We start from the raw sequence: 15,191 nt of genomic DNA, 5'->3' as shown, positions 1-15,191 counted from the left end.
CACTTTTTTCTCACAAAAGATGATTTCACTTGAATAGAACGCCGTTTTTTGCTATAATAGTTCAGGAATTGAAAAATAAAATAGACAAAGGTTGAGCATTTTTTATGCTTCAAGGATCAGGTTTGCCAAGGGGTGAGGCAAACATTCTTGGAGGAATGCTGGCCTTTTTTCATATCAGCATACTTCTTCGTGAGGTATGCTTTTTTTGTTTATTTTTCAGTTGAGAATACAAATCATTATAGGAGGGGAATCGATGAGAGAAGCTTTGACTCGTTTACGAGAAGCAGAAGAAGCCAATGAACAGCAATTGCGCGCTTTGAAAAAAGAATTGCAGTCGGAAGAAGCGCAGCAGCAACAAGCATTGCAAGAGCGATCAGCCGCTTTAGAAGAGGCGCTTGCTCAAGAACAAGCAACAATCGAAGAGCAGTTGCAACAGTCACTAGCAGCACAAAAGCAGCAGCTGGCAAAAGAGAATCAGCAAGTGTTAGATCGTTACCAAAAAAATATGCAAAGCTTCCAAGAGCAAGCGGTTCAACAGATCGTTGAAGGAGTGATCGGGACTTATGGCAGTAACCAAACTAAATAAACTAACGTTGATCACCCCGAAGCACTACCAAGAAAGGTTATTGACGAAGCTGCAAACGATGCAGTTTGTTGAAATCGAGAACGTATTTGAGCAGGAAGCGAACGAAACTTGGCTGCGGGAATTTTTTGCAGGAGCCACCCCAGAAGGTGCTTCTCATCAACCAATGATTCGTCGATTGCAAGAAGCGATCCGCTTTATTCGCCAAAATGGTGATGCGAAAAAAGGCACGGAATGGCAACGAGATGCCTTGCGGCTGTCGGACTTTGAAACAAGCTTCGATGAAGCAGCAGCATTAACGGAGCTGGTTGAAGTCGAGAATTTGCAGGAGCGCTGGGTAGAGACGATCGAAGCGATCGAAGCAGCGACGCAGTCGGAAGAATGGGCGACACAATGGCAAAATCTTGACGTACCCTTGGAGATCGAAGCGCCTGCACATACAAGTTTTTTTGCTGGGAGTGTCGAAGGTCCACGCTGGGAAGATCTAGCTGAAGCCTTGCGTCAATTGGAAGAGGTTCATATCGAAGTGATCTATTCTGAACCCAAAAAAGTCAATTTCAGCTGCCTGTTTTTAACAGCGATCGAAGAGCAAGTGTTCCAATTGTTTCACCGATATGGGGTGAAGAAAGAAACTGGCCTGACATCCGAATCACCAAAAGTGGTTTTGCAAAATACGAAACAAGCCTTGACTTCCTTGACGCAGCAGCGCAAAGAACTGATTACAGAAATCAGTCAGCACAAACAACGGCTGATCCTGCTGCAGCAAGCGGAAGAACTGTTTTTGACTCGTGAGAATCGGGCAATGATGCAACAGCGCTTAGCAGCTGGTCAGACCTTTGCCCTCTTGCGCGGCTGGATCGAAGAAAAGGATCAGCCGTTAGTGGCGGAAATGGTCCAAGAATCCTTTGCCAACGAGATTTACTATTCATTTGAAGAACCCACTGCAGAGGAGATCGCTGCCAATCAAGTGCCAACGAAACTAAAAAACGCCTCGTTTATTCAACCCTTTGAAATGTTGACGGAAATGTACAGCTTGCCAAAATACGATGAGATCGATCCAACCCCATGGATGACGCCTTTTTACTATGTTTTCTTTGGTATGATGGTGGCTGACTTAGGTTATGGTGCATTAATGGCTGTCGCGACCACGATTGGGCTACACGCCTTGCGTTTGCCCAAAGGGACCAAACGGTTTCTGAAATTGTTCCAGATTTTGTCTGTGCCAACTATGATTTGGGGCGCAATCTACGGCTCCTTCTTTGGTGCTACATTGCCCTTCCAACTTTTATCGCCCTCCGAAGATTTTATGGCGATCTTTGGTCTATCCATGATTTTTGGTGGGATCCAACTGTTTACAGGCCTTTATTTAGCAGCCAAAGAAAATATCCGCAAAAAGGATCTTTTAGGTGCAGTCAACGAAGGCTTTGCGTGGCTAGGACTTTTGAGTGGTCTTTTAGTGGCAGCCGCAGGCAATCTTTTGATCGATGTCCCAGCACTAACAACCGTCGGCTTGATTTTAGCAGGCTTTAGTGCCTTATTGATCATCGTGGTACCGATTCTGAAAGGGAAAACCAAAGTGGGCGGCTTCTTTTTAGGCTTGTATGACTTATACGGTGTGACCAGTTACATCGGCGACTTTGTCAGCTATAGCCGCTTGATGGCATTAGGGATCTCTGGTGGGAGTATCGCAGCAGCCTTCAACTTATTGGTGAGCTATTTGCCGCCAGCCGCTCGTTTTTCTGTAGGCATTCTCTTATTGGTTGTCCTACAAGCTTTAAACATCTTTTTATCGTTACTGAGTGCGTATGTGCATGCCGCTCGTTTACAATATGTAGAGTTTTTCGGAAAATTTTTCACTGGTGGGGGGCGCCAATTTGAAACCTTTAAGCCAAGTGAGAAATACGTTGATTTTGATAAAGAAAATGGAGGAGACAATAAATGATTGATTACTTAATTAATAATAATGGTGGTATGGTGTTTGCAATTATCGGAATGGGGATCGCTACGATCTTTTCTGGGATCGGTTCAGCCAAAGGGGTGGGCCAAACTGGTGAAGCAGCGGCAGCCTTAACGACGAATCAGCCGGAGAAGTTTGGACAAGCCTTGATTTTACAATTGCTTCCCGGAACGCAAGGACTATACGGATTCGTTATTGCGTTTATGATCTATGGTAGCTTAAGTGGTGAAATGTCGACAGTGACTGGTATGGCGTACTTGATGGCATCACTGCCAGTTGCCTTTACTGGCTTATTCTCAGGAATGGCCCAAGGGAAGGTCGCTGCAGCTGGGATTCAAATTTTAGCGAAGAAACCAGAGCATTTCTTTAAAGGGGTTATGTTCTCAGTAATGGTTGAGATGTATGCCATCTTAGGCTTTGTTATTTCTTTCTTACTTTTAGGAACGATTTAAAGGGGGCGAAGGTATGGATGCAATCGACAAAATGATTGCTGAACTAGACCAAGAAGCGCAGACAAAACGGGAACGTTTGGCTGCCGCTGAACGTGCTAGGATCAGTGAAACGATGGCACGTGACTGGGCGAAAAAAGAGTCGGACTTGCAGCTTCGTGCCCAGCAAGCAAAAAAGCAAGCCGAAAAAAATTATCAGCAAGCGCTGAATCGCCAAGCAAGTGCCGCTAAGCAGCAGCAAATGGTGAAACAAAACGAATACCTGACACAACTTTTTGAGCAAGCGTATCAACAAATGGTTGCCTGGACGCCAGAAGAGCTGCAGTCATTTGCTGAAAATGTGCTGCAACAGCTGCCGATCAGCGGGACGGTGACCTTCCACGCTGGTCCTGAGCAAGCAGCCCATCTAGATGCCGCTTGGCTTACGTCTTGTCAATCAAAACTACCGTATCAAATCAAAGCAGGCGCACCATTGACAGAAGCAGGCTTTTTGGTGGATGACAACGGCATTCAATACAATTTTACCTATCAGGTACTGCTTGATGAATACAAGAAAGAAACCCGAGAACGGTGGTTGCAGATCATACAACAAGGAGGTTGATCCATGAGGAACTATCATCAATTGAATCCAATCATTCGGCTGAAAGAGATGACGTTGCTAAAGCCGCAAGAAGTCGAACAAATGATTGCGGCAGAAGGGTTTGCTGAAGTCGAAGCTGTCTTGCAGCAGACCCATTATCAACGCTATTTGAAGCCAGATTTTCATGAACGATTCGAAACCTATCTCGATGAAGAATTGTTAAAGACGATCAAAGAATTGGCCGAGCTGGTTCCTGATCAAGAGATCCTCCGACTGTATATGATGCCTTTTACTTTCCATAATCTAAAAGTCTTGACCAAAGAGTCAGTCACTGGAAAAGATTATGATCATCTACTGATCGAAGATGGTTTTTACACGATCGATGAGTGTCGGACCGCCATCAAAACGGGAACCTCAGAGGTATTGCCTGAGAAAATCGTGACTACGATCCAAGAAGTGCGGGAGTACTTAGAAGGCGGCGCCGTGCTGCAAGGCATCGATATCATTTACGATCGCCGGTATTTACATGAACAACGGCGACTGGCAGATGAAATCAAGATCCCTGAGCTACAAGAAGCTGTCATCAAGATGATCGATTTGACCAATATAACGATTGCCGCACGTTGTGTACTTCAAAAACGATCGCGCAGTTTTATGGAGGCAGTCTTAGTGAGTGTCGGCAGTATCCCGAAAGAAGAATTTTTAGCGTTTGCGGATGCGTCCTATAGTGACTTTTTAGCCTTCTTATTAGAAAGTGATTATCAGGAAGTGTTGCGGCCTTTGATTCATGAACATGTGATCGACTTTGCTGGCTTGGCACTTTTGCAAGACAATTTGATCACAGAAAGCTATGGCCAAGCCCAAACGGATGCTTTAGGACCACTGCCTTTACTCGCATTTTTGAATGCTAAGGTTTTGGAACTACAAAATCTGCGTATCTTGCTAGTAGGCAAACGCAGTGGCTTTACGGAAGAACAACTCAGAGAAAGGATGCGGCACTATGACTCATAAAATCGGCGTAATCGGCGAGAAAGAATCCGTCATTCCTTTTCAACTATTTGGCTTTCAGGTCTGCTATGCCTCGGAAGAAAAAGAAGTGAAGCAGGCGCTGGCAAAATTAATGAAGAACAGTACGATCATCTACCTGACTGAAAAATGTGCCGAGCTGATTCCCGATGAATTAGCAAAAGTCCAACAAAAAATGACACCTGCAGTCATCTTGATTCCTGATTATGATGGTTCCCGAGGAATCGGCAAGCGAATGATTCAAGAAAATGTCGAAAAAGCAGTTGGACAAAACATACTATAGAGAGGAGCCGATGTTGTGGAAAAAGGAACAATTATTAAAGTATCTGGTCCATTGGTGTTAGCCAAAAATATGGGCCATGCAAGTTTAGAAGATATCTGTTATGTAGGAGATTTAGGCGTGGTCGGTGAGATCATCGAAATGCGCGGCGACGTCGCTTCGATCCAAGTCTATGAAGAAACGTCTGGGATCGGACCTGGTGAACCAGTCGAAACCACCGGTGAACCGCTATCCGTCGAATTGGCGCCTGGGATCATGTCACAAATGTTTGATGGCATCCAACGTCCCTTAGAAACCTTCATGTCTATCACCCAAAGCAACTTCTTGACGCGTGGGGTGCAATTGCCTGCGTTGGATCATGAGAAAAAGTGGCCCTTTGAACCGACAGTCGAAGTCGGTGCAGTAGTCAGTACCGGGATGGTCATCGGCACCGTGCAAGAAACACCGTTGATCAATCACAAGATCATGGTTCCTCATGGCGTTTCAGGAACAGTCAAGGCTGTTTATGCGGGGGAATTTACCATCGATGAAACGATTTATGTTTTAGATACACCCAAAGGAGAACGGTCTTTCACGATGCTGCAAAAATGGCCCGTGCGTCATAGCCGTCCAGTAAAGCAAAAACTGAATCCAGTCGAACCAATGATTACTGGCCAGCGAGTGATCGACACCTTCTTTCCAATCGCTAAAGGCGGGGCGTCAGCCGTTCCAGGACCATTTGGTGCAGGGAAGACTGTCGTTCAGCACCAAATCGCCAAATGGGCGGATGTCGATCTGGTCGTCTATGTCGGCTGCGGCGAACGCGGCAATGAAATGACCGATGTAATGAACGAGTTTCCAGAGTTGATCGACCCTCGTAGTGGTGAATCTTTAATGGCGAGAACCGTGTTGATCGCTAACACCTCCAATATGCCGGTAGCCGCTCGGGAAGCGTCGATTTATACTGGGATCACGATTGCGGAATACTTCCGAGACATGGGGTATTCAGTGGCGATCATGGCGGATTCCACCTCACGTTGGGCAGAAGCACTGCGAGAAATGTCTGGTCGTCTGGAAGAAATGCCTGGGGATGAAGGGTATCCAGCTTACTTAGGCAGCCGCTTGGCAGAGTATTATGAGCGTTCTGGAAAAGCGATTTGCTTAGGTTCTGATCAAGAAGGCAGTATCACTGCCATCAGCGCCGTTTCACCATCAGGCGGCGATATTTCAGAACCAGTTACCCAAAATACGTTGCGGGTCGTAAAAGTCTTTTGGGGCTTAGATGCCACCTTAGCGCAAAAGCGTCATTTTCCATCGATCGATTGGTTGAAGAGCTATTCTTTATACGAAAACGAATTGGGTGCCTTTTTGGACCAACAAATGCAAGTGGATTGGTCCAAACAAGTAACAGAAGCCATGCGGATGCTGCAAAAAGAATCTGAGTTGTCAGAGATCGTTCGACTTGTCGGTATCGACGCTTTATCCGAAAAAGATCAGTTATTGCTGGAAACCACCAAATCATTGCGAGAAGATTTCTTGCAGCAAAACGCTTTTGACGACGTCGATACGTTTACCTCTCGTGAAAAGCAGTTCAAAATGCTGGAAACGATCTTGCTGCTCCACAAAGAAGCGGAAGATGCGTTGACGCTAGGTGCGTATCTTTCAGAAATCTATGCAGGAACCGAAGAATTGCGAGACAAAGTGGCACGTATGAAGTACCTGCCTGAAACGGAATTAGCAAAAATTCCTGCTTTGCATCAAGAGATCAAAGCAACGATGAAAGAAATTTTACAGAAAGGAGACCGCACCGATGATCAAGGAATATAAAACGATTGGAGAAGTAGTCGGACCATTGATGGCCGTCGATCGCGTCTCCGGTGTCAAATACGAAGAGTTGATCGAAGTCCGCATGCAAAACGGCGAAACGCGGCAAGGACAAGTACTGGAGATCCAAGAAGACAAAGCGTTGGTCCAAATTTTTGAAGGAACCGGCGGGATCAATTTGCGGGAATCTGCGGTGCGTTTCTTAGGACATCCTTTGGAATTAGGCGTTTCCGAGCAAATGATCGGGCGAGTCTTTGACGGTTTAGGTCGGGTCAAAGATGGCGGAGTAGAGATCGTCCCAGAAAAATTTATGGACATCAACGGCGAAGTAATCAATCCAGCAGCGCGGGATTATCCTGATGAGTTTATTCAAACGGGGATCTCATCGATCGACCACTTGAATACGCTTGTTCGGGGACAAAAGCTGCCGATTTTTTCTGGTTCTGGTCTGCCTCATAAAGAATTGGCTTCGCAAATTGCGCGTCAAGCACAAGTGTTGAACTCGGAAGACGATTTCGCTGTTGTGTTTGCTGGCATCGGGATCACCTTTGAAGAAGCAGAATATTTCATGGAAGATTTTCGTCAAACTGGCGCCATCGACCATTCTGTCGTCTTTATGAATCTAGCCAATGACCCAGCGATCGAGCGGATCGCTACTCCCCGAATGGCACTGACGGCAGCCGAATACTTGGCTTATGAAAAGGGCATGCATGTCTTGGTGATCATGACGGATATGACCAACTACTGTGAAGCTTTGCGGGAGATCTCCTCTGCTCGTCGTGAAGTGCCAGGACGTCGGGGTTATCCTGGGTATCTTTATACCAATTTATCCACGTTATATGAACGTGCGGGACGGATTCGCGGCTTGAAAGGTTCAGTGACCCAGCTACCGATTTTGACCATGCCAGAAGATGACAAAACCCATCCGATTCCCGATTTGACCGGCTATATCACCGAAGGACAAATCATCTTGTCTCGTGATTTGTATAAAAACGGCATCCAGCCACCCATCGATGTCTTGCCGTCATTGTCACGGTTAAAAGATAAAGGGACCGGTGAAGGAAAAACCCGTAAAGACCATGCCGCAACGATGAACCAGTTGTTTTCTGCCTATGCTCAAGGAAAGCAAGCCAAGGAATTGGCAGTCGTTTTAGGAGAATCGGCATTGTCGGAAGTAGATAAAACCTATGCCAAATTTGCGGAACGCTTCGAAAATGAATACTTGAACCAAGGGTATCGCACCAACCGTTCGATTATCGAAACCTTGGAATTAGGCTGGGAATTATTGGCGATGCTGCCAAAAGTCGAGCTGAAGCGGATCAGCGATGCCCTACTGGCGGAATACTTACCGGGAGAGGAGAACAATGGCGCAAAAAACCGTTAATCCAACCCGCATGGAGCTGTCGCGCCTCAGCAAACAATTGGCGACAGCCAAACGCGGACACAAATTATTAAAAGACAAACAAGACGAACTCATGCGTCAATTTATTGAATTGATCAAAAAGAATGACCGCTTGCGTAAAGAAGTCGAAGAACAATTGCAGCGTGCCATGAAGGCATTTCGCTTAGCCAATGCCACAATCAATGAAAAATACATTGAAGAAATGTTTATTTTACCAGCAACTGAAGTCTCCCTTGAATTGTCCACGAAAAACATCATGAGTGTGGAAGTGCCAGTGATGCATTTTGATTACGACGATACGGTGATGCAAGCGCCGATCGAGTACGGCTTTTTGAATTCCAATGTTCCGTTAGATAATGCTGTCGCCCGTTTTACTGACGTCATGCCGAAGCTGTTGGAGCTAACGGAAATCGAAAAGACCTGTCAATTGATGGCAGGGGAAATCGAACGGACGCGCCGACGCGTCAATGCCCTAGAATATTTGACGATTCCCGAGCTGGAAGAAGCCATTTATGGAATCAAAATGCGGCTGGAAGAAAATGAACGAGCAAACGTAACAAGAATGATCAAAGTGAAGAATAAATCAAAATAAAATGGTATGATAAGAGAAAAAACAAATGCAATAAACTTGGATTACTAAGACATTGGTTTTTGCAAAAGGTCAAAGGAAATGAAAATGAAAAAAAGAAATCGTTTGAAAAAAAAGCTGGCATCGCAACGCTTTTTGATTCCGCAGATCGTCACACTGGTCTTCGTTTTGCTGATATTGGCAGGAACTGGCTTGCTGATGCTGCCGGCTGTCACCCAAAGTGGTGAAGGCACCAACTTTTTAGATGCGCTGTTTACTGCCACATCGGCTGTTTGCGTGACGGGTCTTTCGACCTTGACCGTAGCCGATCATTACAACCTGTGGGGCCAAGGGATCTTGCTGATGCTGATTGAGATCGGTGGGATCGGCTTCATGTCGATTCCCGTCTTCTTTTACATCTTGGCGAGAAAAAGAGTCCATCTTAGTACTCGGATGATTTTGCGGGAATCATTGAATCTGGACCGAATGTCTGGAGAAATCCATTTGGCATGGTACCTGATTCGGATCGCCTTTTTGATCCAAGTCAGTGGGATCATCTTGCTGGCTTTTGCATTCGTGCCCCGTTTTGGTTGGGAGCAAGGCCTTTGGTACAGTGTTTTTCATGCGATCTCGGCCTTTTGTAATGCTGGGTTTGATTTGTTCGGCAACAGCATGGTAGGGTTTCAAAACGACCCATTTGTGCTGGGGGTCGTCAGTTTCTTGATCATCGCAGGTGGTCTGGGGTTTCTCGTTTGGTTCGATCTCCTGCATACGGCGTCCAAAAAAAGGTCCCTGCATAGCCGCTTGGCATGGATCGCTATGATCGTTTTGGTGGTTTTTGGAACGGCAGGGTTCTTTTTGACCGAAGCCAATTCACAGTTGATCACGGGTGACTCGGTCATCGAACGTTTTTTCCAATACCTCTTCTTAGCGGTCACCCCAAGAACCGCTGGATTTTTCAGTATTGATTACGGACAAATGAGTCAAGCAGGCCTGATGCTGACGATGATTTTAATGTATATCGGCGGCACCTCTGGATCAACTGCTGGGGGATTGAAGACAACGACATTTGCGGTCTTGATCATCAAGATCCGCAGCTTATTGAAAGGGCGCAGTCGAGCGGAAGTTTTTGGTCGCACGATCAAAGAATCTGCTGTATCGCGTGCCTTTACGTTGTTCTTTCTTACCTTGACGTTATGCTTCGTAGCGATTTTCTTATTGTCGATCACTGAGCGTATGCCGCAAACCCCAAACTTTGGGTTGCCAACCATTGCCTTTGAAGTTTTTTCCGCTTTTGGAACGGTGGGATTGACCATGGGGTTGACGCCTTACTTGTCGGTTTTTGGCAAACTTTTGATCATTTTTTTGATGTTCATTGGTCGAGTCGGCATCATGACCGTTGCTTTTTCATTGATGAAAAAAGCCAACAAACAAGAAGCTGGCTACAAATATCCTGATGAAACCGTGATGATCGGGTAACGAAACAGGGAAACGAAGCGTGCTTCGTTTCCCTGTTTTTCGTTTATTGAAGTACTTCTAACATCACATCTCGTTGGTCATCGCTGACATTTCCCGCATAGTTCGGCGTGATCAAAGATAGACCACCCTCCTTATTTGTAAATAGGTACAGGTTTTGGTTAAAATCAGGATTGCTATTGGGTGTGATCTCTTTTGCAAAGGTCAACTGGGTATTCACTTTTACTGTACGAATCCCATTGTCATTTGCTGAAAAGATGCGAATCTCCTTTGTCGCGATCGTATCGACTTGTGCTTCATAACTAATTCTGTCGGGAATCGAAATGATCATTGGAGTCGTATTTTGAATCGTGACAGTATCTGGTACATTGAAACCGTTGAAGTGAAAAGTCAGTGTAGGGCCATATTGGGAAAGATCAACGGCATATGGAAACTCGTTGGAAGCTGAGCTTGCTGTCGTTTGCATTGTGTCAGAGTGGTCCGTCGATTGCTGGCTTGTGGTCGAAGTTTTTGAAGTAGAGGTTGACGCTAAGGAGCTGCTTTCAGTCGTTTGCGTCGACGTACTTTGTTTGCTTTCAGTAGACACACGACTCTGGCTTAGCTCGCTGGTTGACTGAGCAGTATCTTTTTCGTTGTTACAACCTGTCAAAAGCCCCAAACTGACGAGTGTTAGTGCCCCAATCAAAGAAAATGTTTTTTTCATCGTTTGCTTCATCCTTTCCTTAGAATATTAGAACATCTAAAACAAGCAAATTATTGTGTCGGAATGCACAATTTTGCTGATATAGTGCTTAAATATTCTTTGGTGTTAAAGCTATTGTAGTATAGAATATTGAGAAAGAACAGGAAGTTTTTGCTGAATTTTTCGTCAATTCTATCATAAAACATTCATGAACGCCCGCAGTAGCTGGCTAATTTTGTATAATAAAGTGTTAGCCTTTTCTGGCGACTTGCGTAACGCAGGGATCTAGATTAAAATACCTTGGTATAGAAGAATGGGTGGTGAAGAGGATGGAAAAAGAACGGATGGGGCAATGGTTAGCCTTTACGAATCAGCATCAAGCGATCGAGGCTCGTTTGGAGCAAGCCCTCAAAGCAGAAAGCAATCTGTCTTTGAATGAGTATTACGTGCTTTATTACTTAGAAAAGACCCCCAATCATAGCATGCGCCTCAATGATTTGATCGCCCATTTTGATCTTAGTCAAAGTGCGATGTCACGTATGATCATGCGCATGGAAGACAAGCTGTGCGGTGTGATCGAACGGCATTCTTGTCAAGATGATAAGCGGGGAATCTATATTGATTTGACCCAATCAGGTGAAAAGAAACTGCAGCGTTCAAAAGTCGTTTTTGAAAAAGTCTTGGAGGAAATGCTGGACTAATGATGTTTTTCACTTGTTTTCTCCTTGATTCTTTTGTAATATAGATGCATGTGCATGTATATTTTGATAAAAAGAAAAAAGATGCACCGATTTGTTTTAAGGATCTCCTTGGGCAACTAAGCCAGTCAGATCTACAAAGCGAAATGAATCCAATGGAAAAGGTGGGAAACCCATGCGAAATGTAACAGACAAAGCAACATTTAAGCGCGGATTGCAGTTGAAAAATCGAATCATTATGGCACCAATGACGACCAAGATGTCCTTCTTTGATGGGGTGATTACGAAAGATGAGTTGGCTTACTATGGCTTACGCTCTGGGGAAGTCGGAGCAGTCATCACAGCGGCAGCCAATGTCCAAGAAGATGGCAAGGGCTGGGAAGGGGAATTAGGCGCTTACGACGATGCCTTTTTACCTGGATTAAGTAAATTAGCCAGCACCATCAAAACCAATGGGACCAAAGCTATTTTACAGATTTTTCATGCCGGTCGGATGACGGATGACTCGGTCCTACGAGGAACACAACCGATTTCTGCCAGCGCAGTTGCTGCCGAACGACCAAATGCCCAGGTTCCCCGAGAAGTCACAGTAGATGAGATTTTAACGATTATTGAAAACTTTAAAAAAGCTACCGAACGGGCGATCAAGGCGGGGTTTGATGGCGTAGAACTCCACGGAGCCAATACGTATTTGATCCAACAATTCTTTTCTCCTCACTCAAATCGTCGGTCCGATGAATGGGGTGGCTCACTAGAGAACCGTTATCGTTTTATTGAGAAGCTCGTCGATGAAGTATTGGAAACAGTGGACCAATCAGGTGTGAAGGAGTTTATCGTCGGTTATCGTTTTTCACCGGAAGAATTCGAAGAACCAGGGATTCGCTTTGAAGATACGTTGTTCTTAGTGGACCAACTGGCAGAAAAAGGATTAGACTATCTGCACATCTCCCTTGCGGATTATACCCGCAAATCGATTTCAAAAGCGTACCAAGAAAAATCGATGTTGGCGTATGTCTATGAAAAAATCGCTCAGCGGGTTCCTTTGATTGGTGTAGGGGATGTCCGAACATCGAAAGATGCCGCGGGATTGCTAGAACATGCAGATTTTGTTGCAGTGGGGCGGGCATTGTTGATCGATCCTCATTGGGGACAAAAAGTCTTAGACGGTCAAGATGCGTTGATCCGCACCACGGTTTCTACTTACGAACGTGAGGAACTCGTATTACAAAACGGCGTTTGGGGTTTTATGGAAAACATGATGCCAGATCGCCTAAATGAAGAAAAATAAGCAGACAACCACCTTTGCCTTGGGCGAAGGTGGTTTTTTGATAGAAGGAGAGGAACAATCCGATTATTTTCAATTATGACCATCATTCTTTATAATTGGCGTAAAGGTAAGCGTTTACTTTATTTTTATGCTGATGGGGATGAGGAGAGAATCATATTGGAGGGAGAAAAATGAAAAAAAGTAGCTTGTTCTTGCTAGTAATTGTCACAGGGTTGTTGTTCGCTGGTTGTGGAGGAAATCAAGAAACAGCAGATTCACAAGATTTTGCCAGTACAGATGAGAATACGCTAACTGTTTGGGCTTGGGACACAAATTTTAATATTCCAATTATGGAAAAAGCCGGGGAATATTACAATGCGGACAATGACGCAATCGACCTTAATGTCGTCGAGATGTCCAACGAGGATACCAAGCAAAAAATGGTTTCATCCTTTACTTCAGGGGTCTCCGAAGGTTTGCCTGACATCGTTTTGATGGATGACTATGACGTGCAGAACTATTTGCTGAACTACGAAGGAAAATTTGCAGAATTATCGGAAGACATTGACTTTGACCAATTTGCTCCTTACAAAGTAACGAATGCGACCTATCAAGACGGCGTTTATGCGGTTCCCTTTGATTCAGGTTCTGCTGGACTCTACTACCGCAAAGATTATTTAAGTGAAGCGGGGATCGATGAAAGTGAACTCACCAATCTAACCTGGTCCAAATTTGTGGAGATTGGTGAGACAGTCAAAGAAAAAACGGGGAAATGGTTCGTCGCGTTTATTCCAAATCGCGGCACTCATTATATCCAGATGGCGATGCAGTCAGCCGGATTATGGTATTTTGATGAAGACGGAAACATATTCTTGAAAGACAATCCTGCTATTCGTGAAATGCTGCCGATCCTGAAGACGATCGAAGAAAAAGAGTTGGCAAAACCAGTAGATTATTTTGCGCCAGAAGGGATCGGTGCAGTGACGAGTGGAGAAGTGGCAGCAGTCAATTCAGCCATCTGGTTTTCTGCGACAATCCGATCCGCAGAAGATCAAAAAGGAAAATGGGGCTATACGAATCTTCCTCAATTAGAGACAGTGTCTGGAGCGACACCTTACTCGAACTTGGGTGGTTCTAGCTGGTTGGTGCTCAATGACTCACCAAATAAAGCGTTGGCCATTGATTTTCTCAAACAAGAATTTGCTGGGAATGATGAATTCTATCAAGAGATTTTAGTAGAAAATGGGGCAGTGGGGACTTACCTACCCTCACAAGAAGGAGAAGCTTATCAATATGAAGATCCTTTCTTTAATGACGCCCCAATCTATAAAGATTTCTCCAGTTGGATGGCGGACATCCCCGCCGTTGATTACGGGGTAAATACCCAAGCGGCAGTGGATGCCTTGCGTGGGGGAATGCAAAGCTATTTTGATGGTGCCATGTCCTTAGATGATATGTTGACGGAAGCAGAAAACACCTACAAGATGCAAGTCGGCGAATAGCCGACTTGTGTTGCTTAAGGAGTGATGAATATGCAAAATACGATCAGAAAAAAGCGCCCCAAAAACCAACAAGTCTGGGGATTTATTGGCCTTTCTTTAGTATTCAGTAGTGTCTTTTTGCTGTATCCCATCGTCTATTCCTTATACCTTTCCCTGCATCGTATGCAGGGACTGCAATCGGTTTTTGTCGGCTTCGGCAATTACCTGCGTATGCTGCATGATACGATTTTTCAAAAAGCTTTACTCAATAATTTTATCTTTCTGATCTTTCAAGTACCGATCATGGTGTTGTTGGGTCTTCTGCTAGCGTTTGTTTTGAACACGCCGAAGCTTGTAGGACGCTCCTTCTTTAAATTGGCGTTGTTTCTACCCTGTGTCACCTCGCTGGTTTCCTATGCAGTTTTATTTAAAATGATGTTTCAAATTGGCGGGATCGTTAATCAAGGGCTGCTGAACATTGGCTTGATCACGCAACCGCTAGATTGGCTAAATAATCCGTTTTTAGCAAAACTGACCGTTATTATTGCCCTGTGCTGGCGTTGGACAGGCTATAACATGATTTTTTATTTGGCAGGATTGCAAAATATCTCGGATGACACTTTAGAAGCTGCTGCGATCGATGGGGCGAATGGGTTTCAAAAGTTCTTTTTCGTAGTGATCCCGCAGCTGAAGCCGGTGATCGTTTTTACAACCATCACCTCCACCATTGGGACGATCCAGCTCTTTGATGAAGTGGTGAATCTAACAGGTGGTGGCCCATCCAATGAGACGTTGACTGTCGCCCAACTGATCTATAATCACTCCTTTGTCTATACGTCAAATTTTGGGTATTCGGCTACGCTGTCGTGGGTCTTAGTGATCATCATCGCTCTTTTATCTGTAATCCAGTTGAAACTCTCGAAAACGAATCAATAAAAG

The 15,191-nt window shown here is 44.9% G+C and carries 15 protein-coding genes and 1 other annotated feature; of the genes, 14 read left to right on the top strand and 1 reads right to left on the bottom strand.

The features are described from left to right. The first annotated feature begins 89 nt into the window (after positions 1-89). Positions 90-143: a sequence feature (sodium ion sensor (DUF1646 type); this cis-regulatory element may regulate processes involved in with the transportation of sodium ions), on the top strand. A gap of 110 nt (positions 144-253) precedes the next feature. The 10 genes from IGJ15_RS10545 (at position 254) to IGJ15_RS10500 (ending at position 10,127) form a co-directional block, all read left to right on the top strand. Then, positions 254-586 carry a hypothetical protein gene (locus tag IGJ15_RS10545; RefSeq protein ID WP_015509344.1) on the top strand — a complete coding sequence of 111 codons (333 nt, stop codon included), beginning with the start codon at positions 254-256 and terminating at the stop codon, positions 584-586. After that, positions 564-2,525 carry a V-type ATP synthase subunit I gene (locus IGJ15_RS10540; RefSeq protein ID WP_142964363.1) on the top strand — a complete coding sequence of 654 codons (1,962 nt, stop codon included), beginning with the start codon at positions 564-566 and terminating at the stop codon, positions 2,523-2,525. The genes IGJ15_RS10545 and IGJ15_RS10540 overlap by 23 nt, the downstream gene beginning before the upstream one ends. Beyond that, positions 2,522-2,992 (top strand): V-type ATP synthase subunit K, encoded by a 471-nt coding sequence (locus tag IGJ15_RS10535; protein ID WP_005225567.1) that lies wholly within the window; start codon positions 2,522-2,524, stop codon positions 2,990-2,992. Before IGJ15_RS10540 ends, IGJ15_RS10535 begins: the two co-directional genes overlap by 4 nt. Positions 2,993-3,005: 13 nt before the next feature. Beyond that, complete coding sequence (locus tag IGJ15_RS10530; protein WP_005225568.1) at positions 3,006-3,590, top strand: hypothetical protein; 585 nt, start codon at positions 3,006-3,008, stop codon at positions 3,588-3,590. Between the two features lie 3 nt (positions 3,591-3,593). Continuing rightward, positions 3,594-4,580: a V-type ATPase subunit gene (locus IGJ15_RS10525; RefSeq protein ID WP_121261857.1), complete on the top strand. Its 987-nt coding sequence runs from the start codon at positions 3,594-3,596 to the stop codon at positions 4,578-4,580. Further along, entirely contained in the window at positions 4,570-4,878 is a 309-nt protein-coding gene (locus tag IGJ15_RS10520; RefSeq protein WP_005225570.1) for a V-type ATP synthase subunit F, read from the top strand. The genes IGJ15_RS10525 and IGJ15_RS10520 overlap by 11 nt, the downstream gene beginning before the upstream one ends. A 15-nt stretch (positions 4,879-4,893) precedes the next feature. Continuing rightward, positions 4,894-6,681, top strand: a complete 1,788-nt coding sequence (locus IGJ15_RS10515; RefSeq protein ID WP_121261855.1) for a V-type ATP synthase subunit A — start codon at positions 4,894-4,896, stop codon at positions 6,679-6,681. Next, positions 6,665-8,062: a V-type ATP synthase subunit B gene (locus tag IGJ15_RS10510; protein ID WP_010747828.1), complete on the top strand. Its 1,398-nt coding sequence runs from the start codon at positions 6,665-6,667 to the stop codon at positions 8,060-8,062. Before IGJ15_RS10515 ends, IGJ15_RS10510 begins: the two co-directional genes overlap by 17 nt. After that, positions 8,043-8,672 carry a V-type ATP synthase subunit D gene (locus IGJ15_RS10505; RefSeq protein WP_010747829.1) on the top strand — a complete coding sequence of 210 codons (630 nt, stop codon included), beginning with the start codon at positions 8,043-8,045 and terminating at the stop codon, positions 8,670-8,672. The genes IGJ15_RS10510 and IGJ15_RS10505 overlap by 20 nt, the downstream gene beginning before the upstream one ends. Positions 8,673-8,750: 78 nt before the next feature. Beyond that, complete coding sequence (locus tag IGJ15_RS10500; protein WP_121261853.1) at positions 8,751-10,127, top strand: TrkH family potassium uptake protein; 1,377 nt, start codon at positions 8,751-8,753, stop codon at positions 10,125-10,127. Between the two features lie 43 nt (positions 10,128-10,170). Here IGJ15_RS10500 and IGJ15_RS10495 read toward each other — a convergent pair whose 3' ends face one another. Further along, entirely contained in the window at positions 10,171-10,827 is a 657-nt protein-coding gene (locus tag IGJ15_RS10495) for a hypothetical protein (RefSeq protein ID WP_034868420.1), read from the bottom strand. Between the two features lie 308 nt (positions 10,828-11,135). On the opposite strand from IGJ15_RS10495, the gene IGJ15_RS10490 reads away from it, so the two are divergent. The 4 genes from IGJ15_RS10490 (at position 11,136) to IGJ15_RS10475 (ending at position 15,188) form a co-directional block, all read left to right on the top strand. Further along, entirely contained in the window at positions 11,136-11,507 is a 372-nt protein-coding gene (locus tag IGJ15_RS10490; RefSeq protein ID WP_010747832.1) for a MarR family winged helix-turn-helix transcriptional regulator, read from the top strand. A 172-nt stretch (positions 11,508-11,679) separates the two neighbouring features. Then, a complete protein-coding gene (locus tag IGJ15_RS10485) occupies positions 11,680-12,792 on the top strand; it encodes an NADH-dependent flavin oxidoreductase (protein WP_010747833.1) in 1,113 nt (370 codons plus the stop codon). Between the two features lie 170 nt (positions 12,793-12,962). After that, a complete protein-coding gene (locus IGJ15_RS10480) occupies positions 12,963-14,273 on the top strand; it encodes an ABC transporter substrate-binding protein (RefSeq protein WP_121261851.1) in 1,311 nt (436 codons plus the stop codon). 30 nt (positions 14,274-14,303) lie between these two features. Continuing rightward, the gene (locus tag IGJ15_RS10475) at positions 14,304-15,188 is read left to right on the top strand and encodes a carbohydrate ABC transporter permease (RefSeq protein WP_185953265.1); all 885 of its coding nucleotides are present in this window, start codon (positions 14,304-14,306) and stop codon (positions 15,186-15,188) included. Positions 15,189-15,191 lie beyond the last annotated feature (3 nt).

This window comes from Enterococcus sp. AZ079 (assembly GCF_050547255.1).
In the GTDB taxonomy this organism is placed as follows: Bacteria; Bacillota; Bacilli; order Lactobacillales; family Enterococcaceae; genus Enterococcus_D; species Enterococcus_D casseliflavus.
The sequence above is the reverse complement of the archived record's forward strand: the minus strand, read 5'-3'. Positions and strand labels throughout refer to the sequence as shown.